Source organism: Pseudomonas sp. FSL W7-0098 (genome assembly GCF_005930585.1).
Classification (GTDB): domain Bacteria; phylum Pseudomonadota; class Gammaproteobacteria; order Pseudomonadales; family Pseudomonadaceae; genus Aquipseudomonas; species Aquipseudomonas bubulae.
This window is the reverse complement of the sequence record NZ_RXHW01000001.1, coordinates 646,434-668,109: the sequence shown is the minus strand read 5'-3', so window position 1 is coordinate 668,109 and position 21,676 is coordinate 646,434. Positions and strand designations below refer to the sequence as shown.

Here is a 21,676-nt window from a genome sequence, read left to right as displayed (position 1 = left end):
ATGACCGCAATGAATCAGGCACTGGCAGTCCCGCTGGCACCGCCGCGCTTGCCCTGGGTACAGCGCGCCGCAGCCTGGAGCCGCAGCCAGTTGTTCCCCAGCGTGGGCCACAGCCTGCTGACCCTGGGCGTGCTGGCGCTGCTGTGCTGGTGCATTCCTGCTGCGCTGAACTGGCTGGTATTCGATGCCACCTTCATCGGCAGCAGTGCCAAAGACTGCAACCCCGGCGGCGCCTGCTGGTTGCCGATTACCCAACGCTGGAACCTGTTTGTGTACGGCTTCTATCCGCAAGCCGAACAGTGGCGGGTAAGCCTGGCACTGGTGCTGGCAGGGGCGGCGTTTGTCTTGCTGTTTTTCAAGCGCCTGGACCGTCGCCTGCTGCTGGCGTATCTGGCGTTGCTGCCGATCGTGATGTGGTGGCTGCTCAAGGGCGGTGCCGGTTTGCCCGAGGTGTCTTCGACCAAGTTCGCCGGGATGCTGGTGACAGTATTCCTGGGCACCGCCGGGATGATTTTCGCGCTGCCGCTGGGGATTTTGCTGGCGCTGGGCCGACGTTCGAAACTGCCGGTGGTGCGCATGCTTTGCGTGCTCTATATCGAGCTGGTGCGCTCGGTGCCGGTGATTTCGCTGCTGTTTATGGCTTCGCTGATGATTCAGCTGTTCCTGCCGCCGGATTCGGCCTTCGACATCCTCTTGCGGGTGCAACTGGTGCTGATCCTGTTTACCGCCGCCTATATGGCTGAAACCCTGCGCGGCGGTTTGCAGAACCTGCCCAAGGGCCAATACGAGGCGGCCATGGCGCTGGGTTTTGGTTACTGGAAAACCATGGGCCAGATCATTTTGCCGCAAGTGCTCAAGCAATCCATTGCGCCCTTGCTCACGCAGTTTATCGGCCTGTTCAAAGAGACCACGCTGGTGATGATCGTCGGCGTACTGGACATCGTCGGTATCGCCATGAGCACCGCCGTCGCCCCGGAATGGGTTGAGTACGGCCACGAAATCTACGTCTTCCTGGCGATCTACTTCTTCGTCATCTGTTTTGCACTGTCGCGCTATGCCCGACACCTTGAACAACGTATGGAGCAAAGCCGCTCATGATCAGCAAACCCAAGGCTGATGCCGCCGCAATGGTACGCATCGAACAATTGAACAAGTGGTTCGGCAATGCCCATGTGCTGAAAAACATCTCGCTGAATGTCCATGCCGGGGAAAAAGTAGTGATCTGCGGGCCTTCGGGCTCCGGCAAGTCAACTCTGATCCGCTGCATCAACCAGCTGGAACAACACCAGCAGGGCCTGGTTGTCGTGCTGGGCGAGGAACTTGACGGCAACCTCAAGGGGCTTGAGCGCATCCGCCGCCAGGTGGGCATGTGCTTCCAGCACTTCAACCTGTTCCCGCACCTCACGGTGCTGAAAAACTGCACGTTACCGCAGACTTCCAACCTGGGCGTGCCCGAGGCTGAGGCCATTGAACGAGCGCTGGGCTTGCTGGACAAGGTCAAGATGCGCGACCACGCCAACAAGTTTCCGTCGCAGTTATCCGGTGGTCAGCAGCAACGAATCGCCATAGCCCGGGCGCTGTGCATGCAACCCAAGGTCATGCTGTTTGACGAGCCGACCTCGGCCCTGGACCCGGAAATGATCGCGGAAGTGCTGGACGTCATGACCGGCCTGGCCCAGGAAGGCATGACCATGATCTGCGTGACCCACGAAATGGGTTTTGCACGCAAGGTAGCCGACCGCATTGTCTTTATGGATCAGGGTGAAATCATTGAAGAGGCCCCCCCGGAGCGGTTTTTCTCAGCCCCTGAATCACCTCGAACCCAACGTTTTTTGAGCCAGATCATCAATCACGGAGTGCATGCCCAATGACCCAATCCATTGCGATGGCCTTGCATGGCGGTGCCGGTGTGCTGATGCCCGGTGTTTTGACCCGCGAAGACGAACAGGCGATCCACGCAGCACTGCTGCAGGCGCTCAAGGCGGGTGTCGATGTCCTGGAAAAGGGCGGCAGCAGTCTGGATGCGGTACAAGCCAGTGTGGTTGAGCTTGAAGAGTGCCCCTGGTTCAACGCCGGCAAAGGCGCGGTGTTTACCCACAGCGGTGACCACGAACTGGACGCCGCGATCATGAACGGGGCCAACCTGGAAGCCGGAGCCGTAGCCGGCGTGCATCATGTGCGCAACCCGATATGCGGTGCGCGGGCGGTGCTGGAGCATAGCGAGCATGTGCTGCTGGCCGGTGCCGGGGCGGACTTGTTCCTGTCCGAACAGGCGGGTCTCGAACATGTCAGCAATGACTGGTACGACACGCCTTTGCGTCGTCGCCAGTGGGCTGCGCAACAGCAGCAACCGGAGACGGTGTTGCTGGAGCCGGGAGGTGTGGAGAAAAAATTCGGCACTGTGGGGGCTGTCGCCCTGGACCGTCACGGCCATGTAGCAGCAGCCACCTCCACCGGGGGCATCACCAACAAACGCTACGGCCGGGTGGGTGACTCGCCACTGATTGGCTCCGGCACCTGGGCGGATGACCGCAGCGCGGCGATTTCGGCGACCGGCCACGGCGAGTTCTTTATGCGCACCGTGGTGGCCCACAATATTGCATCGCGCATTCGCCTGGTGGGTTCGAGCCTGGCAGACGCCTGCGAGCAAGTTGTACAGGGCGAGCTCAAGGAGCTCGGTGGTAACGGCGGCGTGGTCGCCGTGACACCGGGCGGCGAGACCGTGCTGAGCTTTAATACGCCGGGCATGTACCGCGCCTGGCTGGATACTGACGGCGGCCTGCACACCGCCATTTATGCCGAGGACGACTGCCTGCATCGACTTTGAGTGAATTGACCCGCGGGGCGGCTGGAGATTAGTCTCGATCTCCTTTCGCCCCGTGGAATGCATCGATGATCACCTGCTACCTGCGTTACGTGATTGACCCTTACCAACTGGCCGAATTCGAGGCCTATGCCAAAGTCTGGATCCCGCTGGTAGCCAAATTTGGCGGCCAGCATCACGGTTACTTCCTGCCCTCGGAAGGTGCCAATAACATTGCTCTGGCCATGTTTACCTTCCCCAGCCTCGCAGCCTATGAAGACTACCGCGAACGCTCAAAAACGGATGCCGAATGCATTGCCGCGTTCAAACTGGCTGAAGATAATCGCTGTATCCTGAGTTACGAGCGCAGCTTTTTCAGGCCGGTTTTCGACTAACCCCCACTTCTTCAAAGAGGCATGCCCCTATGGCAACTGCATCCGCATTTATTGATATTCCCGCTTCACCCGATCAGGTCTGGCAATTGATCGGTGGTTTCAACTCGCTGCCGGACTGGTTGCCCCTGGTTGCCGTCAGCGAAGCTGGCGAAGGCGGGCGCTTGCGCCATCTGCAGACCGTGGATGGCACGGTGATCGTTGAGCGCCTGCAAACATTCGACAATGCCGGCAAGACCTACAGCTACTCCATTGTCGAGGCGCCGTTTCCGGTGACCGACTACCTGGCGACCTTGCGCGTTGAAGCGCTGGGCGACGGCGCCCGTGTGACCTGGTCGGGGCAGTTCACCCCGGCAGGTGTAAGCACTGAAGCTGCCGAAGAGCTGTTTACCGGGGTCTATCAGGGTGGGCTGGCGGCGCTGAGCGGCAATTTCGCAGGCTGATTTGTTGTGGGAGCGGGCTTGCCCGCGATGGTATCGACGCGGTTCGACGGGCACACCGCAGCGCCTGAATCGCAGGCAAGCCAGCTCCCACAGGGCATGTTGTGCTCACATAAATGAGGTTTGCCTGATCATTATTGTGGGAGCGAGCCTGCTCGCGAAGGTATCGATGCGGTCTACCAACTGAACCGCGTCGCCTGAATCGCTCGAGCCCAGTTCCCACATTAAATGCAAGCGCAAAAGTGGGTTGAAAATACCCGTTATCCGTGCCGTGATGGCCATTTCAAATCAACTAAATCTTAAAAAGTGTGGCTATTTAATGACTTAGGTCAGTATTGCCTTGAAATAAAATGTGCAGAATCACTTGTTACTGATTGTTACGATAGGGTAAGATCGCCCTGCGTTCACCTACCACGGTTTATGCATTTTTAAGCCCCAAGTTTCCATCAGCTACTTGGGCTTTTTTTTGCCTGAAATTTGATATTGGATCCAATTTTCGGGCAATAAAAAGGCGCCAATCGCTGGCGCCTTGTTGCAGTTGCCACGCTCTAATAAGCGACTCAGCGCACCAGGCAGGGTTTTTTGTTGTCGTATTTCCAGCCGGGAATCATGTACTGCATGGCCACGCTGTCATCCCGGGCACCCAGGCCCATGCCTTTGTACAGTTCGTGAGCCTTGGCCACGGCGTCCATGTCGATGTCCACGCCCAAGCCAGGCTTTGTCGGAACCTTGATATGGCCGTCGACAATTTTCAGCGGTTCACGGGTCAGGCGCTGGCCGTCCTGCCAGATCCAGTGGGTATCAATGGCGGTGATGTCCCCCGGCGCTGCAGCCGCAACCTGGGTGAACATGGCCAGGGAAATGTCGAAGTGGTTGTTGGAATGCGAGCCCCAGGTCAGGCCCCATTCGTGGCACATCTGCGCAACGCGTACCGAGCCCTGCAGGGTCCAGAAGTGCGGGTCGGCCAATGGGATGTCCACGGCCTGCGATTGAATCGCATGGCCCATTTCGCGCCAGTCGGTGGCAATCATGTTGGTGGCGGTGCGCAGGCCCGTGGCGCGGCGGAACTCGGCCATGACTTCACGCCCCGAATAGCCGTTTTCGGCGCCGCAAGGGTCTTCGGCATAGGCCAGTACCCGGTGCTGGTCGCGACACAGGGCGATGGCTTCCTTGAGAGACCAGGCTCCATTAGGGTCCAGAGTGATGCGGGCATCGGGGAAACGCTCGGCCAGTGCAGTGACCGCTTCGATTTCTTCGCCGCCGCGCAGCACGCCGCCCTTGAGCTTGAAGTCGTTGAAGCCGTAACGGGCTTGTGCCGCTTCCGCCAGGCGCACGATGGCCTGTGGGGTAAGGGCTTGTTCATGGCGCAGGCGTGTCCAGTCATCGCCATCCGCTTCACTGCGGTAGGCCAGATCGGTGTGTTGACGGTCGCCAATATAGAACAGATAGCCGAGCATCTTCACGGCATCCCGTTGCTGGCCTTCACCGAGCAAGGCGGCTACCGGCACGTGCAGAAATTGACCGAGCAAGTCGAGCAGGGCGGCTTCCATTGCCGTCACGGCGTGGATGGTGATGCGCAGGTCGAAGGTTTGCAGGCCGCGCCCCGCCGAATCCCGTGCGGCGAAGGTGCTGCGCATGGCGTTGAGGACAGCCTGGTAATTGCCGATGGGCTGGCCAATCACCAGGCTACGGGCGTCTTCCAGGGTTTCGCGGATGCGTTCGCCACCGGGCACTTCACCCACGCCGGTATTGCCGCTGCTGTCCTTGAGGATAACGATATTGCGGGTAAAGAAGGGGCCGTGGGCGCCGCTCAGGTTGAGCAGCATGCTGTCATGGCCCGCTACCGGGATCACCTGCAGGCTGGTCACGATCGGAGCTTGGCTGGCGTGGTGTTGATGGTCGGCATTCATGGTCTGGTCCTTGTCAGGCAGTTTGCAGGGCGGTGGGGTTCACGGCCGTGGGTGTGGGTTTGGTTTTGGCAAAGAACACAATGAGTGCCGCAATGATCGACGTGCCGGCCAGGCCATAGAGCCCGCCCTGGATCGAGCCTGTGGTTTGTTCCAGAAACCCGAAGGTGGTGGGGGCGACGAAGCCGCCGAGGTTGCCGATGGAATTGATCAAGGCAATGACTGCCGCCGCGATGCGTGTATCCAGGTAGCCTTGGGGAATGGGCCAGAACAGCGCCGAGGCCGACTTGAAGCCGATGGCGGCAAAGCAGATGGCGATAAACGCAAAGATCGGCCCGCCGGTGGTGGACATAAACATGCCGATGGCGGCAATCACCAGGGCGGCCGCCACCCAGGCCTGCTGGAACCTGAATTTGCTGGCCAGCGAGGCAAAGGCATACATGGCAATGATTGAAATCAGCCACGGGATCGAGTTGTAGAAGCCCACCTGGATATCGCTCAGGTCACCCATTTTTTTGATGATGCTCGGTAGCCAGAACGTGGCCGCGTAAATGGTCAGCTGGATACAGAAGTAAATCGCGCAGAACAGCATGATCTGGCGGTCCTTGAGCAGCATGCCGAGGGTCGGCTTGACGGTGTTGGCGGCATCGCGTTCACGCTGTTCGCGGTCAATTTCGTTAACCAGCGCATCTTGCTCTGCAAGGCTGAGCCATTTGGCGTCATGGGGTTTTGAGTCCAGCCAGAACCACACAAACACGCATAGCACCACCGAGGCCATACCTTCGATGATGTACATCCACTGCCAGCCGTGCAGTCCCATGCCGGTGATTTGCAGCAGCAGGCCGCTCAGTGGTCCCGAGATCAGCGAGGCCAGTGCCGAGCCGCTGAGGAAGATGGCAATCGCCTTGCCGCGTTCGGCGCCAGGCAGCCAGCGGGTGAAGTAATAGATCACGCCCGGGAAGAAGCCCGCTTCGGCGACGCCAAGCAGAAAACGCAGGATATAGAAGTGGGTTTCGTTCTGGATAAAGGCCATCAGGGTGGCGGTGATACCCCAGGTGAACATGATTCGGGTGAGCCAGATGCGGGCGCCAACTTTTTGCAGCAGCATATTGGACGGCACTTCAAACAGTGCGTAGCCGATGAAAAACAGCCCGGCACCGAAACCATAGGCGGCGGCACCAATGCCCAGATCGTGCTCCATGTGGCTGCGTACGAAGCCGATGTTTACCCGGTCGATGTAGTTGACGATAAACATGATGACGAAAAGTGGCAGTACATGCCTCTTCACTTTTTGGATCGCGCGCGCCAGGACGGGGTCGTTGGCGTACGCAGCAGACGGATTGCTGGAAGTGTTCACAATTCAGAGCCCCACTGATTATTTTTATGCGGGTTGTGTGTGCTGCAGATGGCTCTGCAGTTGCCAGACATCATACGAGTTGGTTTTTTCCCTAGCAATGCCATGAAACAAACGAAAAAGTTATAAAAGATGCAGCTTTAGATACCTTTTATGAGGTTTTATCGCTGTTAAGAGCGTTTTAAAGCCTGATGTCAGGTTCGGAAACGTATCTGCCTGGGGGCAGAGCTCGTTCAAAACCCAAGGTTTACTGAGATTTATATAGCTTGTCATACATGTTGGGGTGCTAGTATCAAGCGGTCTTGTACGAATGGATTTGCCCCATGCATGACCCCCAGAATGCGCCGCTGCGCAAGCGTTCACCGGGCCTGGCCCACGACATCGTGGCCGAGCTGACCCAGCGAATTTTGCTGGGCCAACTGGCGCCCGGCGAGAAGCTGCCTTCCGAGTCGGCCATCGTGCGCGAGCACGGTGTAAGCCGCACGGTGGTGCGTGAAGCGATTTCAAAATTGCAGGCATCCGGGCTGGTCGAAACCCGTCACGGCATTGGTACCTTCGTGCTTGAGCGCGATCCGCGCCAGGGTATCCACCTGAGCCGTGATACCGCAGCCAGCGTGCGCGGTATCGTCGAATTGCGCCTGGGCCTGGAGACCCAGGCTGCGGCGCTGGCCGCGAGGCGGCGCACGGAGGAGCAACTGCTGCAGATGCGCCAGGCGCTGGATGACCATCAAAGCTCACTGGCCAACAACGACAGCAGCGTCGAGCCGGACCTGCGTTTCCACCAGTTGATCGCTCAGGCCACGGGCAACGCTTATTTCACCGATATCATTGCCCAGTTGGGGCGTTCGGTGATTCCGCGTACCCGGATCAATAGTGAAGAGCGCGGTGATGCTGACCTCAAGCAGTTGGGGCAAATGGCTGTGCTGGAACATGAGGCGATCTTGCGCGCGATCCGCCGTCAGGACCCCGACGCCGCCCGCGCTGCCATGCTGCTGCATTTGAGCAACAGCCTGGAGCGCATGGCGGGGGGGTGAGGGCTGTCACTTCAACGCCATATCCTCGGGATTGATCTGTTTCCAGGCTTGCAGCACCACCTGCGCTTTGGGCTCCTGGCCGCTGTCGAGGTAGAACTGGATCAACGCCAATCGGGCATCGCGAAACGCCGGCTGGCGTTTGAGCAGTTCTTCCATTTGCGCGCAGGCCTGTTCGAGCTGACCGCTCTGGTGCAGGGCCACCGCCAGCACATAGCGGTACTGGCTGTTGTCCGGTTCCAGTTTTACGGCCTGCTGCAAAGCTTTCATCGCTTGTTCGGGCTGGCCACCGCGAATCAATGCCAGCCCCAGGCTGTGTTGCAACAACGCTGCCTGCGGTTGTGCCTTGATCGCGTCGTTGAGCAGGGTCGAGGCCTCGGCACTGCGCCCACTGGCTTCCAGCCATTGGGCCAGAGTGACCAGAGCCGGGTAGAAGTCCGGGTCGCGCAGCAGGGCGGCGCGCAGTCTGGCCTCGACCTCGGCATTGCGCCCGCTGGCCTGATACAGCATGGCCAGGTTGAGGTTGGACTCGGCCCGTTCGGCCAGGCTCAGCTGCACGCTTTCGTATTCACCGATGGCCTTGTCCCACGCCACTTGATTCGTGCCCAGGCCATTGCGCGCAGCGCCCTGCAAGTTGCGCGCGGCGATGATGCGCACTGCACGCACGCTGTCACTCAACAATGGGCTGAGCAACGCGACCCGCTCTGCCGGAGGCAAGAAAGCGCTCACTGCCCGCACCGCGCTTTCACGCACTTGCGGGGCAGGGTGGTTGAGGTCCTTGCTGGCCAGCTGCAGTGCGGATTCGCTGGGGTAGTTGGCCAGTTCAGCCAACAACGTGGCGCGTTGAATCGCTGGCAGGTTGCTGCGCCGCAATTGCTCGTAGAGCGCCTGCGCAGCACCCGGCCGGCCGCCGCGGATCAGCCACAGGCTTTCATCGTACCGGGCTGCTTGCGGTGCATCGTGGGCGGTCCAGTGCTTGAACTGCTCCGTCACCCTGTCACCGGCCTTGCCCTGATGGCAGCCCAGGCAGGCATCCGTTGTGCCCAGGGCTTTGGCCCGCACCGGGTTGGGGATGCTGAAGCTGTGGTCATGGCGATAGTCGTTGCCCATGTAGAACTTGCCGGGCATATGGCAATCCACACATTGCGAGCCCGGTTGGCCTTCGGCATGGCGATGGTGGTCGATGGCGTCATAGTTCTTCGCGTGCAGGCCCTTGCCATCAATCCCGGCAATGGCTGCTTTGCCGGCCGTGTTGTGGCATTGCAGGCACAGTGCATTGCCCGCTGCCTTGAGTTCGGTGCTGTGGCAGTTGCTGCAACGCACGCCCTTGTCGAACATCTTGCTTTGCAGGAACGAGCCGTGTTCGAACACCTCGTCCTTGATCTTGCCGTCCAGTGCGTACAGCTCGCGGGTCAGTACGCTGGGCAGGTAGTCGTCCATCAGCCGCTTGCCCACGGTAAAGCCATCGCCCAGCGGGGCGCGGCGGGCATGGCAGCGGGCGCAGGTTTCGAGTTCTACCGTGGCGTCCTTGCTTTTAAGGTCGACGTCAAAGCCGCTGTGGGGCAACGGGTTGTTTTCCGTGACAGCACGCAGATGGCTGGACGCCGGGCCGTGACAGGCCTGGCAACCGACGCCGAGACTGTTCCATTGGCTGTTGAAGCTGTTGCTGGCGGCATCAAAGTTACGTTTGTAGCCGGTGGTGTGACATTCGACGCACATAAAGTTGGCGTTCTGGTTCGGTTTGCTCCAATGCAGCGGGTTCTTGAAGCTCACCCCCTGGCCTGGGTACAGATGGAACCAGCGGTGTTTTTCGGTATCCCAGGCCACCCCCAGGGCTTGCAGCCTGCCGTCGCCAACTTCGATCAAATACTGCTGCAACGGCGCAATGCCGAAGGTGTAAGCGACCTTGAAGTCGGCGGGTTTGCCATCCAGCCCCGGCGTATTGACCCAGAACTCGTCGCCCTGGCGAAAAAACCGGCTGTTTTCGCCTTCGCCCTTGAACGTGGCATTGCTGAAGTCGGCCAGTACGGTCTGCGGCGCGGCCACCTGCATGGCCAGTTGATGATGAGAGCCTTGCCAGTCCTTGACCTGGGCGTCGTGACAACCCTGGCACTGTTGCTCGTCGACCATCTGCGCCGGGGCGACGTGCTCGGCCACCGCAGCCGTGGCCAGCACCTTGGGCTCATACACCGGCGCCGGGCGGCTGAGATAAAACCATAACCCGCCCAGCACCACCAGCAACACGGCAGCGCTTACGGGTAACAGGTAACGGCTCATCAGGGTGGGGCGCGAATCAGGTGGGTTTGCAGCTTTTATAGTTTTAGTTTTGGGCATTGCGACTTCCGTATCCAAAAGGCTCTATCGTTCACCGACAAACCAGCGGTAATAGGGGTTGGCGCCATCGCCACGCATTACTTCACGGATATCCCGGCTCCATGCCTCGCGGTCGCCATCATAGGCATGCAGGCTGGAACGGTAAAACTGCATCAGGCGTTGCTGTTGGCTGTGCATGCGCTCGACAAACTCCGGGGCGGCGTTGAGCAACGGTATCGGTTGGCGCAGATCGAGCAGCGCCGGCAGCACCCGGCTGATTTCTTTGCTGCGCACCCACGGAGCGTACTCGATACGCGGTTGGTCGTCCGTGACGGCCGGCGCATCTGCAGCAAAGCGCACCAGCCCTTCACGGTCGGTCACCCAGGTTGCCAGCAGTGCCGCTGGCGAAGCGACGCCCACATCCTGCAGGGCGTTGCGTACACCCGGTTGCCCGAAACGGGCGCTGATGCGCGCGGCATCCAGTTCAATGGGCTGCAATGAACCCACCAGCAGCATTTCGTGAAACTCGCTGGTCCATAGCGTGGCGTAAGGGAATACGTCGAGAAAACTGCGCACCAGCGAACGCGAGTCGTCGATATTCTGCGTCGGCAACGGCAGCCATTGCGCAACTATCCCTTGCGGGTGCAGGCGCTGTGCAGCCAGTTGATAGAAGTCCCGCGAGTACAGATTGACTACGCCGGCGGCGGAGGGCGGTGGTGGTTCGAGGGTGATCAGGTCATAGCGCTGTTCGCTGCGCAGAAGTTCCTGGCGACCGTCGCGCAAACGCACCTGCAAGCCGGGGTTGGAAGCCGCAGCGAAGTTGCCTTTGAACAGGGTTGAAGCCTTGACCACCGAGGGCAATAACTCGGCCACCACCCGTTGTTGCAGTCCCGGGTAACTCAACAGGGCCCCGGCAGTGATCCCGGTGCCAAAGCCGATCACCAGCGCCGAGCGTGGTTCGCCGTTGTGGATCAACAGCGGCAACAGGGCCTGGATACGCATGTAGCGCAGTGAAGGCATAGCATCACCGGTGTTGGACACGCCCTGGATATACAGGCGATGGAAGCGGCGTTCACCCTTGCCCTGGGCCACGACGGCGACGGTGCCGCCGCGACCTTCCTGGTAAAACACCAGCTCACCGTTACGGGCTCCGGGCAGCAGTTCGGCGAGGCGCTCAACCGGCGTTAAGACGGCTACCAGCAGCGCTGCCAGGCTGAACGCAACGACTGCCTGGCGATGGCCTTTCTTGACCCGGTGCCCCTGCTGTACCGCGATCAAACCTACTGCAGCGGCGATGACTGCCAGCATGCCGAGCGTATGTACCAGCCCCAGCCAGGGGATCAGGACAAAACCGCAGAGGGCAACGCCGACGATCCCGCCCAGCGTGTTGAACGCCACGACTGCACCGACATCCCGCCCGATCCGGCCGGGGCCGACGCACAGGCGCAGGGCTATCGGGAACGCTGCGCCCAACAGCAACGTAGGGATAAACACAATGCTCAGTGCAGCCACTGCGAAGCGGGCGCTCATGCCCAGCAACACACTGCCACCCAAGGCCAGTGCCGCAGTCTCTGCCTGGGTTTGCAGCAGGATCAGCCAGCGTCCGAGCAGGGCAACTTCCAGCAGGGCAACCAGTCCGGCCCCGGCAATCAGCAAGGCAAACACACCCCAGGGATCGCGTAGCCGATCAACCCGGCGCGCCATCAGGCTGCTGCCGATAAACAGTCCGGTCAGGTAAGTGGCCAGCACCACGGCAAAGGCGTAGGTACGGGTGCTCATGAACTGAACAATCGATTGCGACCAGACCACTTCGTAGCCCAGTGCCACACCGCCCGCGATGGCATACAGGGCCATGGCCAGCCGGGCCGGTTTTTGTACCGCGCTGGTCGCCACCGGATCGGCGACAATGGTGTGCTGCCCGCGTTGCAGCCACAGGGCGCCCGCGGCGGCAATCAGGTTGAGTGCGGCGGCTACAACGGCACTGGCGAAAACACCGAGGCTGGCAATCAGGAGAAAGGCGGTCAGCAGAGTGCCGACAATCGCCCCGCCGGTATTGGCGGCATACAGGCGGCCACCGGCCTGGCCCAGATGTTGCGGCTCGGATGCCAGTGCGCGTATCAGCACTGGCAGCGTGCCGCCCATCAAGAGAGCGGGCAGACCCACGAGCAGCAATGGCAGCAACCAGGCGGGCAGGCCGATCAGTTGTTCGAGCCAGGCGAATGGCGCCGCGGCCATACCCAGCCCCAGCGTGGCGCCGATGCCGAGCACGGCCACACCCACTTCAAGGCCCGCATATAATAGCAAGGGTTTGCCCAGGCGGTCGGCGCAGCGGCCAAACAGCAGCCCGCCAAGGGCCAGCCCGGCAAAGAAGGCGCTGATGCCGGTGGTGATGGCGTACACCTCGACACCGATCACCAGCGACAGTTGTTTGATCCACAGCACCTGATAGATCAGGGCGGCAGTACCGGAAATAAATAGCAGCAAGGCAGTGGCAGACAATGCAGTACGGCTGGGCGGTAAGGGTGACGGCATTGCGCGGGAGCCTTGTGCAGAAGGAATTCGGGAAGGAGTCGTTACCCCGTGTGGGAGCGGGCTTGCTCGCGATGGAGGCGGCGCGATCTGACAGATGCAGTGCGTCGAGACAATCGCGGGCAAGCCCGCTCCCACAGGGCAGGTTTACTGCGCTGGCTGATTTTTCATTTTTTCCGCAATCTTGGCGTCTACCGCTGCCCGTACCTGATCGATACTGAAGCTTGGCGGCTTCTGGCTCGGCGGGTAATCGACGAAGGTTTCCAGGAAGTTGGCCGCCTTCATGATTGCCAGTTCGTTCAAGTAGACGTTTTTCGTGCTCCAGTCGTAATACTGATCGGAGACCACGTCAGCCCGTTCGAACGGGTCCATGCGCAGGTTGAAGATTTTCGGCACCCGCAGGCATACGAAAGGTTCGCTCCAGACCTTGAAACCGCCCGGTTCGCGTTGCTCGCAGAACACCACTTTCCAGTTGTCGAAACGCATCGATACCAGCATGCCGTCATCGTTGAAGTAGTAGAACTCGTTGCGATTGCCCTTGGGTTGTTCGCCGGTCAGGTACGGCAGCTGGTTGAAACCGTCCAGGTGCACCTTGAAGTTGTTGCCACCTGCCACCGGGGCCCAGCCCTTGAGCAACTTGTCTTTGACATCGGCATCGCCAGCCACCGCGAGCAGGGTCGGGAACCAGTCCAGCCCCGAGAACATCTCGTTACTCACTTCGCCAGCCTTGATTTTCCCCGGCCAGCGCACGATTGCCGGGACACGGAAGGCACCTTCCCAGTTGGAGTTCTTCTCGTTCCGGAACGGCGTGGTGGCCGCGTCCGGCCAGGAGAACTGGTTCGGCCCGTTGTCGGTGGTGTAGACCACGATGGTGTTGTCGGCGATTTTCAGGTCATCGAGGGTTTTCAGCAGTTTGCCGACGTCGCCGTCATGCTCAAGCATGCCATCGGCGTACTCGTTGCCGGGCATACCACTCTGGCCCTTCATCGAGTCGCGCACGTGGGTAAAGACGTGCATGCGCGTGGTGTTCATCCACACAAAAAAAGGCTTGTCGGCCTTGGCCTGCTTTTCGATGAACTCCTGCGCGGCCGCGGTGGTTTCGTCGTCGATGGTTTCCATGCGCTTGGCGGTCAGGGCCCCGGTGTCTTCAATCTTGCCGTCGGCAAAACTGTGGATCACGCCACGGGGCGAGGTGGCCTTGACGAAAGCCGGGTCATCCTTGGGCCAGTACGGGCGTTCGGGTTCTTCTTCGGCATTGAGGTGGTAGAGGTTGCCGAAAAACTCGTCAAAACCATGATTGGTCGGCAAGTACTCGTCGCGGTCGCCCAGGTGGTTTTTACCGAATTGTGCAGTGGCGTAGCCCTGGGATTTGAGCGCCTGGGCGATGGTGATATCGCGCTTTTGCAGGCCTACCGGTGCTCCCGGTATGCCGACTTTGGACAGGCCTGTGCGCAGCGGCGTCTGCCCGGTGATAAACGACGAGCGCCCGGCGGTGCAGCTGTTCTCTGCGTAGTAGTCAGTGAACATCATGCCTTCTTTGGCAATCCGGTCGATGTTGGGGGTTTTGTAGCCCACCACACCCATGGAGTAGGCGCTGATATTGGACTGGCCAATGTCATCACCAAAGATCACCAGGATATTGGGTTTTTCGGCGGCCACGGCGGTGGCGGACAACGCCATCACCGAAGCCGCCACGAGGGCTAGCCGGGGGAACCACTTGGCTGTTCGAGTCATGCAACTTGCTCCTTGTTGACCTGGTTGGTGCACTGCTGACGGCTGTTTTTCTTATTGCTGTTGCTCGTTGGCACTGGTCTCGAACGGGTAGATCCGTCGCCATTGCGACGCCATATCGACGATAGTCCAGTCCTGCTGTTTTGCCTGATCGAGCGCCTTGTCCAGGCGGCCGATTTTCGAGTCCTTGTCATAGGCCCATTCGCGTTTGGCGTCGGTGTGATGCACCAGCCCCATCAGGCGCGGGCCGTCGCCGGCGGCGGTCCACTGGAGCATCTGCAGGTCGCCGTCGGAGTTGCCGAAGGCGAGGATCGGTCGGCGGCCAATCGCGCTGTCGATACTTACCGGCTTGCCGGGGCCGTCATCGTTGTGGGCAATTTTGGCGGTGCGCAGGATTGACGGTTTGCCGTCCTTGACCTGGTATTCGGTGACAAACGTGGAGCCGATCACGTGCTCTGGCGGTATGCCATAGACCTCTTCGGCAAATACGCGCATAAAGCCGGTATCGCCGCCGGACACGATGTAGGGCTTGAATCCCTGGCTGCGCAGGTAGGCCAGCACTTCCAGCATCGGCTGGTAGACCATCTCGGTGTAGGGCTTGCCGCTGGTGGGGTGGCGTGCGCTGCTTAGCCAGCGCTGGACGTTGTCGCGGAACTCATCGGTGGTGAGCCCTGCGTGGGTCGTCATGAAAATGTTCAGCAGGCCCTCCATGCCGCTTTCGGCCAGGGCTTTGTGGTCGTTTTCCAGCACCGCCTTGAACGGTTGCTGGTCTTTCCATTCCGGGTGTTGGGGGGCCATGCGTTTGATTTCGTCGAAGGCAAACAGCTCCTCGAAATAACCAGGTTGCTCGCTCCACAGGGTGCCATCGTTGTCGAACACGGCGATACGCGCTTCGGGTTGTACAAAGCCCTTACTGTCTGGCGTGGTAACCGTCTCGACAAATTCGATGATGCTTTTTTTCGCCGGCCCTTGGTTCCAGGAGGGCAACGGGTCGGCAGCCAGGGCGAACAGGGGCAGGGCGAATAGCAGAGTCGCTGCCGTTCTTGCCGAGATCCTTTTGCTCCAGTGGGAGCGAGTCTGCTCGCGAAGGCCATTCGCGAGCAGGCTCGCTGCCACGGCTACAGTTTTTTGTTTATTCATTTTTGGAAGTCCTTTTCATGTCTTGGGTTGAGCGGGCGCAAACCATAGTTTTTGCGCGGCGGGCGGTTGTGTTTCCACTGACGCATGGCATTGAAAGCGTGGAGCAAGCGCCGCCGGTTCACAGCCAGGGCAACGGCCAGCAGCAATAACCCGATGCCAACCAGCAACGTGGCGGGCAGCCGCAGCCGGGTGGGTTGGCCCATTTGCCTGAGGTCGTCAACGATCGAGAACACCGGGGTGTAGCTGCTGCTGGCTGTGGCCTTGAAGGTGACGGCCGGGAGTTCGCCGAAACGGATTTGGCGGTTCACGCTGTCCCACCATTTGACGCGGATTGCCGGCAGCTCGAAATCACCTTCGCGCTCGATGCGATAACTGACCCGGTCAATGCGCTGACCGCCATTGAAACCGCCCCGGCCGTCGTCCAGATTGCTCACCTGCGGGGTCTGCGGGTAGGCACCGAGTCCGGCCACCGAGCCCCGGGGCGGAGCGGGCAGGGCCAGCCCCGGGGTACCGTCGGCCTGTAACGTCACGCTGCGGGTCAGGCTGTCACCCACCTTGAACGGGCCGCCTGGCGGGGTCAGGGTCTGGCTCAGGCGCAACGCGCTGGCCACCAGTATCGGTTCGCCGGGGCTGAACCCTTCGGGCAGACTGGCACGAAAGGTCAGCACCGGGGTTTGCCCCGACAGCTCATGGCTGGCCTGCGCCGGGGTCGCGCGCACTGTCAGTGGCGCGATCGAGAACGCTTGCGCCTGCGTCGGGGTGATTCGATAGGTGTAGCGCAGGCTGCTGAAGGTCTGGCCCTGAATCGTCTGCGACAGGTGCCCGGCCTCACCATTGGGCGGTGTCACATCGGTACCGTCCAGGTTCAGTTCGGGTAATGACGCACCACGGGTGAACCAGCTGTCGGTGAGCACATCGACCTGCAACTGCAAGGTCTCGCCCACCACCACGGCATCACCCGGTACCAGCCGGGCCTGCACCAACAGTTGCGGTTCGTTGGCCTGTGCCAGGCCGACGAACATCAGCAGTACCAGGGCGCAGGGCTTCATGGCGCCACCTTTTGGTCTTGCAGGCTGAATTTTTGCCGCAGGAAATTGGCCGGAGAGGTGGTCAGGTTTTGCAGCCATTGTTCGTCGCTGGCCGCCTGCGGGGTTTGCAGCGGTTTGCTCTGGCCTTTGCCTGGGGGCTTGTCGAATTTGACTGCGTCGGGTTTGACCTCGGGGGTGTTCTGCTCGGCGCTGTCGGTATCTTTTTCCAGGGCAATGGCCAATGCCAGGTTGGCACTGGCTTCGGGGAACTGCGGTTGCTGGGCCAAGGCCTGGCGATAGGCGGCAATCGCCTGATCGAACTTGTAGCGGCGTACGTAAATATTGCCCAGGTAAAAGTACGCCGGGGCGGTGTTCAACTGGGCAAAGCTGGCCAGTGCCAGATCGAAATCGGCGGCGTTATAAGCTGCGATGCCTTTCCAGTAAGGATCGACAAATAACTCGGCTGCTGCGGGGTAGTGCTGGTGCTCAAAGGCCCAGCGCCCTTGTTGGTCCCGGGTGAAGAAGGCATCGGTCAGTGCGTTGGCCTGCGCCGGTGACGGTTGCAGGGCCAGCCCTGCGCCCAGCAGCAGGACGGCGTTCCAGTTGAGGCTCCAGCCACGGCGCACCGAGAACCAGGCAAGCAATAGCAGGGGCCCGCATAACCAGTAACCGGCGTCTTTCCATTGCAGCTCGCGCTGCTCGTCGCTGGCGGCCTGGAAGTGCTGTTGGGCGTGGCCTTCGACCCAGTCCAGATCATCGTTGTTTATGGTCAGGCTGCCCAGCGGTGCATCGGTGGCCGCGGCCAGTTGCTTGAGCGCGGCGCTGTCGAAGCTGCCCAGTTGCGGGCGACCGGAACTGTCGGTGCGCGGTTGGCCGCGGGCATCACGAATGATCCCGCCATTGCTGCTGCCCACTGCCAGTACCAGTACTTGCAGGGCATTGTCTTGCAACAGGGCTTTGAGGCTGTCCAGTTGCGAGGTGTCGGCGCCATCGGTGATCAGCAGCAGGGTGCCCGGAGCTTTCTCGGCCTGTAGCAGGCGCCTGGCCTGTTCGATCACCGCCGCCACGTTTTTGCCGGGCCGGGCAATCAGGTCGGTGCCCAGGGCCTGGATAAAACTGTCGAGCAGCGCCGGGTCGTCGGTGGCGGGCAACACCAGATGGGCGCTGCCCGCGTAGGCGATCAGGGCCGTGCGGGCACCGCTGCGCCGGGCAGTCAGGTCATGCAATTTGTGCTTGGCGGCTTCCAGCCGGGTGGGCTGCACATCGCTGGCATCCATTGACGGGGACAGGTCGAGGGCAATGATCAACGGCGCGCGGTTTTGCAGGAACGCCGGGCGGTCCTTTTCCCAGGTGGGGCCTGCGGCCGCAATGGCGCCGATGATCAGCAGGGCAGCGGTCAAATGTACCGGGCGCAGGCGGTGGCTGTCGGGCGGGGTGACCAGCAAGTGTGGCAGCAGGTGGGGAGCGATGATCGCCCGCAAACGCCGTTGCTGGTCATGGCTGCGGCGCCACATTAGCGGCAGCAGGGCACCCACAATCGCCAACAGCAGCCAGGCCGGGCGCAGAAAGTGGAAGTCACTCAGGTTGATCTCCATTTCAGGCCTCCCGCGGTGGTGAGCGCGGGTGGCGCCGTGAGGCCAGCAGTGCGAGCAGATGATACAGCGCTATCAGGCTGATGGCGGCCGCTACGGGCAACCAGAACAGGTCACGTTTGGGCTGGTGGCTGAAGGTTTGCACCCTGTGCGGGGTGAGCTGGTCGAGGGTGGCGTAGACCTGGTTCAGGCTGTCACGGTCTTCTGCGCGAAAGTACTGGCCGCCGGTGCTTTTGGCGATGCTCTGCAGGGCGGCCAGGTTGACCTTGGCTTCGCCGTCGGCATCCGGGTCGCCTATGCCGATAGTGTGGATCACTACCCCTTTGGCCGCCGCCATGGCCGCGGCACGGGGCACGGGGATGGCGCTGCTGGTGTCGTTGCCGTCGGTGAGCAGGATCAGTACTTTCTCCTGCTCGTGGGCCTGGTCGAGCAGTTTCAGGCTCAGGCCGATGGCGTCGCCGATAGCGGTGTCGGGCCCGGCCATGCCGATGCCGGTGTCGTCCAGCAGCAGCGACAGGCTGGCGTGGTCGAGGGTCAGGGGCGCTTGCGGGTAGGCAGCGCTACCAAACAGGATCAGGCCGATGCGGTCGTCCTTGCGCCGGGCAATAAAGTCCTGCACCACGTGTTTGACCGCGCTCAGGCGGTCGATCCTCTGCCCGCTGGCGTCGGTGAAATCGGTGGTTTGCATCGATTGAGAGATATCGATGGCAAGCATCAGGTCGCGCACCGGTTGCTGGCGCTCGATGGGTTTTTCGACCCATACCGGTCTGGCCACGGCCACCACCAGCAATGTCCACACCAGCAGGTTGAGCAGCAATTGCCAGATGTTGTGCTGCGCACCTGCGATCTGTGGTGCTTGATCGACAGCGCGGCTCATGGCGTTGAAAAACGGTACGCGTACCGCACTGCGGGCTTCGCGGTAAGCGGGCAGCCAGCGGTAGCCGAACCACGGCAAGGGCAGCAACAGCAGCAACCAGGGATAATCAAACTGCCACATGGTGCAGCTCCACCCAGCGTGTACAGGTGTCGACCAACTGCTGGCGTTGTGCGGCGGGCAGGGCGAGCAATTGCTCATCCTGGGCGTAGGCCAGAAACGCCAGTTGCTGGCTGAAATCCTCGGGCACAGGCGGCGGGCCGTGGCGTTGTAAAAAGTCCTGCCAGGCCTCGCCCTGCAGAGGCGCCGCTGCCTGCGGGACGGGCATGGACAGTGCCACCCGTTTAAGCAGCGTGGGCAGTTCGCGCAAGGTGCCCAGCGGGTCGTTGGCCGCGCGCAGTTGTGCCAGCCGTTGCAAGGCCTCGCGCCGGTAGCGGTCACGCCGCCACTGCCAGCAGGCGCGTGCCGCCCAGACCGCCAGGCCGGTCAGCACAACCCCAAGCAAGGCCCACCAGCCCCAGGTCTGCGGCAGGTAGCTGACGGGTGCAGGCAGGGCCAGGGTTTGCAGTTGGTCAATGCTGGGGATAGTACTGCTCATGGCCGCGCCCCGCCCAGTTTGCCCAGTTCGATCCGCAGCTGGCTGTGAGTATCCTGCGCGGTACTGAACATCATCAGCGGCACCTGGCTGCGGCGCAGCAGGCTGGCGATGTCCTTGAAGCGCCCGCTGAGGAAGTCGCCCAGCGGCTGGCGTACGTGTGCGTGCTCTACCGCCAGCTCCACTTGCAACTGGCCCTGGGTAACCAGCAAGCGCCCGGTGTCGGGCAGGTCCAGCGCCAATGGGTCGTAAACCTGCATGGCGATGACATCGTTGTGCACTGCCAGTTGGCGCAGCAACTGCAGGGTGTGCGGCCCGGCCCCGGCGAAATCGCTGATCAGGCAAATCAGGTGGTCATGCCCGGCAATGGCCAGGCAATGTTGCAGGACCTTGTCCAGTTGATCGGCGTCTTCGCAGTCCGGTTGAGTGGCATTGAGTTCCTGGTTTTGCCGGGCAATTTTGCTGCACAACGCCTCCACCCGTTTGCGGCTGCGCAGCGGGGCAATACTGTCGATGCGTTGATCGTTGAATACCAGGGCGCCCACCCGGTCACCGGCGTTGAACACCATCCATGCGGCCAGTGCACCCAGTTCGGCAGCGGTGGCGGATTTGAAGCTGCGGCTGGAGCCAAAAAACATCGACATGCGCTGGTCGACCACGATCAAGGCCGGGCGGTCGCGTTCTTCGGTAAAGGTACGCACCACTGGCTTGCCAGTGCGCAATGAGGCGCGCCAGTCGAGGTGGCGCAGGTCGTCACCGGGTTGATAGCGGCGTAGTTCGTCAAAATTCAGGCCGCGGCCACGCAAGCGCGAAGCATGGTTGCCCGAGAGGATACTGCCGTGGGGTTGGCGGGCGACAAAACTCAACGCCCGCGCTTTGAACTCCAGCGCCATCAGTTGCGCAAGCGAGACGTATACCAGGCCGTCGGCCTCCTGCCGTTGGGCGTGCATCAGGCAGGTATCGCGACTTTGTCGAGTATGCGTTGCAGTACCTGATCAGCGCTGACGCCATCGGCCACGGCGTCGTAGCTCAGTTGCAGGCGGTGGCGCAGTACCGGATACGCCACGGCGCGCACGTTGTCCGGGGTGACAAAGGCCTGGCCGCGCAGCCAGGCGTCGGCACGGGCGCAGCGGTCAAGGCCGATACCGCCGCGGGGGCTGGCGCCGATACTGATCCAGCGGGCCAGATCGGCGTCATAATCGGCAGGACGGCGGGTGGCGTTGATCAGGTCGATCAGGTAAGCATCGATGGCGGGGGACACGGCCACTGTGGCGACTTCGCGGCGAGCCGCGAAAATCACCTCCTGACCCAGGGTAAACGGCGGGGCTGTATCGGCTGTGGCGTGCTGCACCTGTTCTTCAGCGCGCAGCATACGCAGCACCCGGGATTCATCTGCCGGGCTTGGGTAGTCGAGCAGCACTTTCATCACAAAGCGGTCCATCTGCGCCTCGGGCAGCGGGTAGGTACCTTCCTGTTCGATGGGGTTTTGCGTAGCCAGCACCATAAACAGTGCGGGCAGCGGGTGGCTGTTGCCGGCGACGGTGATCTGCCGTTCTTCCATGGCTTCAAGCAGGGCCGCCTGCACCTTGGCCGGGGCGCGGTTGATTTCGTCGGCCAGGATCAGGTTGCCAAACAGCGGCCCGGGTTGAAAACGGATCAGGTTCTGGCCGTCCACCTGGTGCAGCACCTCGGCGCCGGTGATGTCCGATGGCAGCAGGTCAGGGGTGAACTGGATACGGCTCATCTGCGCCTCCAGGTGCCTGGCCAACGCCTTGACGGTGCGGGTCTTGGCCAAACCCGGCAGGCTTTCGAGGAGCAGATGACCGTTGGCCAGCAAGCCGACGATGATCTGGCGGATAACCTCGTCCTGGCCCAATACCGCTTCGGCGATGCTGGCTTGCAGGGCATTCAGATCGTTGAGCGCTGTCATAAAGCATTCCTTGCTTG

At 61.3% G+C, this 21,676-nt stretch carries 18 protein-coding genes; 6 read left to right on the top strand and 12 right to left on the bottom strand.

All coding sequences use genetic code 11. From position 1 onward, the window contains the following. From FHL07_RS02910 to FHL07_RS02890, 5 genes are all read left to right on the top strand, one after another. On the top strand, positions 1 to 1,098 hold the full coding sequence (locus FHL07_RS02910; RefSeq protein WP_095000505.1) for an amino acid ABC transporter permease: 1,098 nt from the start codon (positions 1 to 3) through the stop codon (positions 1,096 to 1,098). After that, positions 1,095 to 1,871 carry an amino acid ABC transporter ATP-binding protein gene (locus FHL07_RS02905; RefSeq protein WP_095000504.1) on the top strand — a complete coding sequence of 259 codons (777 nt, stop codon included), beginning with the start codon at positions 1,095 to 1,097 and terminating at the stop codon, positions 1,869 to 1,871. The genes FHL07_RS02910 and FHL07_RS02905 overlap by 4 nt, the downstream gene beginning before the upstream one ends. Further along, positions 1,868 to 2,827, top strand: a complete 960-nt coding sequence (locus FHL07_RS02900; RefSeq protein ID WP_095000503.1) for an isoaspartyl peptidase/L-asparaginase family protein — start codon at positions 1,868 to 1,870, stop codon at positions 2,825 to 2,827. The genes FHL07_RS02905 and FHL07_RS02900 overlap by 4 nt, the downstream gene beginning before the upstream one ends. Before the next feature lie 65 nt (positions 2,828 to 2,892). Further along, positions 2,893 to 3,198: an NIPSNAP family protein gene (locus FHL07_RS02895; protein WP_095000502.1), complete on the top strand. Its 306-nt coding sequence runs from the start codon at positions 2,893 to 2,895 to the stop codon at positions 3,196 to 3,198. 29 nt (positions 3,199 to 3,227) lie between these two features. Next, entirely contained in the window at positions 3,228 to 3,638 is a 411-nt protein-coding gene (locus FHL07_RS02890; RefSeq protein ID WP_095000501.1) for an SRPBCC family protein, read from the top strand. Positions 3,639 to 4,195: 557 nt separating this feature from the next. Here FHL07_RS02890 and gudD read toward each other — a convergent pair. Together gudD and FHL07_RS02880 are read right to left on the bottom strand one after the other, a co-directional pair. Then, complete coding sequence (gene gudD, locus FHL07_RS02885; protein WP_095000500.1) at positions 4,196 to 5,545, bottom strand: glucarate dehydratase; 1,350 nt, start codon at positions 5,543 to 5,545, stop codon at positions 4,196 to 4,198. A 13-nt stretch (positions 5,546 to 5,558) separates the two neighbouring features. Next, on the bottom strand, positions 5,559 to 6,899 hold the full coding sequence (locus FHL07_RS02880) for an MFS transporter (RefSeq protein ID WP_138738076.1): 1,341 nt from the start codon (positions 6,897 to 6,899) through the stop codon (positions 5,559 to 5,561). 320 nt (positions 6,900 to 7,219) lie between these two features. On the opposite strand from FHL07_RS02880, the gene FHL07_RS02875 reads away from it, so the two are divergent. Next, positions 7,220 to 7,930: a FadR/GntR family transcriptional regulator gene (locus tag FHL07_RS02875; RefSeq protein WP_138738075.1), complete on the top strand. Its 711-nt coding sequence runs from the start codon at positions 7,220 to 7,222 to the stop codon at positions 7,928 to 7,930. A 6-nt stretch (positions 7,931 to 7,936) separates the two neighbouring features. On the opposite strand, the gene FHL07_RS02870 is transcribed toward FHL07_RS02875, so the two are convergent. The 10 genes from FHL07_RS02870 to FHL07_RS02825 all read right to left on the bottom strand — a co-directional run bounded on the left by FHL07_RS02870 (position 7,937) and on the right by FHL07_RS02825 (position 21,659). Next, positions 7,937 to 10,261, bottom strand: a complete 2,325-nt coding sequence (locus FHL07_RS02870; RefSeq protein ID WP_138738074.1) for a tetratricopeptide repeat protein — start codon at positions 10,259 to 10,261, stop codon at positions 7,937 to 7,939. Between the two features lie 24 nt (positions 10,262 to 10,285). Further along, on the bottom strand, positions 10,286 to 12,772 hold the full coding sequence (locus tag FHL07_RS02865; protein ID WP_138738073.1) for a fused MFS/spermidine synthase: 2,487 nt from the start codon (positions 12,770 to 12,772) through the stop codon (positions 10,286 to 10,288). A gap of 144 nt (positions 12,773 to 12,916) precedes the next feature. After that, positions 12,917 to 14,503: an arylsulfatase gene (locus tag FHL07_RS02860; RefSeq protein WP_095000495.1), complete on the bottom strand. Its 1,587-nt coding sequence runs from the start codon at positions 14,501 to 14,503 to the stop codon at positions 12,917 to 12,919. Positions 14,504 to 14,554: 51 nt separating this feature from the next. Continuing rightward, positions 14,555 to 15,640, bottom strand: coding sequence for an HAD family hydrolase (locus FHL07_RS02855; protein WP_238705492.1), 1,086 nt, complete (start codon positions 15,638 to 15,640; stop codon positions 14,555 to 14,557). Then, a complete protein-coding gene (locus FHL07_RS02850) occupies positions 15,637 to 16,689 on the bottom strand; it encodes a BatD family protein (protein WP_138738072.1) in 1,053 nt (350 codons plus the stop codon). Before FHL07_RS02850 ends, FHL07_RS02855 begins: the two co-directional genes overlap by 4 nt. Continuing rightward, positions 16,686 to 18,263, bottom strand: coding sequence for a VWA domain-containing protein (locus FHL07_RS02845; protein ID WP_138738071.1), 1,578 nt, complete (start codon positions 18,261 to 18,263; stop codon positions 16,686 to 16,688). Before FHL07_RS02845 ends, FHL07_RS02850 begins: the two co-directional genes overlap by 4 nt. Before the next feature lies 1 nt (position 18,264). After that, positions 18,265 to 19,257 (bottom strand): vWA domain-containing protein, encoded by a 993-nt coding sequence (locus tag FHL07_RS02840; protein WP_095026862.1) that lies wholly within the window; start codon positions 19,255 to 19,257, stop codon positions 18,265 to 18,267. Further along, positions 19,244 to 19,732 carry a DUF4381 domain-containing protein gene (locus FHL07_RS02835; RefSeq protein WP_095000491.1) on the bottom strand — a complete coding sequence of 163 codons (489 nt, stop codon included), beginning with the start codon at positions 19,730 to 19,732 and terminating at the stop codon, positions 19,244 to 19,246. The genes FHL07_RS02840 and FHL07_RS02835 overlap by 14 nt, the downstream gene beginning before the upstream one ends. Further along, positions 19,729 to 20,679 carry a DUF58 domain-containing protein gene (locus tag FHL07_RS02830; RefSeq protein WP_095023536.1) on the bottom strand — a complete coding sequence of 317 codons (951 nt, stop codon included), beginning with the start codon at positions 20,677 to 20,679 and terminating at the stop codon, positions 19,729 to 19,731. The genes FHL07_RS02835 and FHL07_RS02830 overlap by 4 nt, the downstream gene beginning before the upstream one ends. Beyond that, positions 20,679 to 21,659 (bottom strand): AAA family ATPase, encoded by a 981-nt coding sequence (locus FHL07_RS02825; protein WP_095000489.1) that lies wholly within the window; start codon positions 21,657 to 21,659, stop codon positions 20,679 to 20,681. The genes FHL07_RS02830 and FHL07_RS02825 overlap by 1 nt, the downstream gene beginning before the upstream one ends. Positions 21,660 to 21,676: the final 17 nt, after the last annotated feature.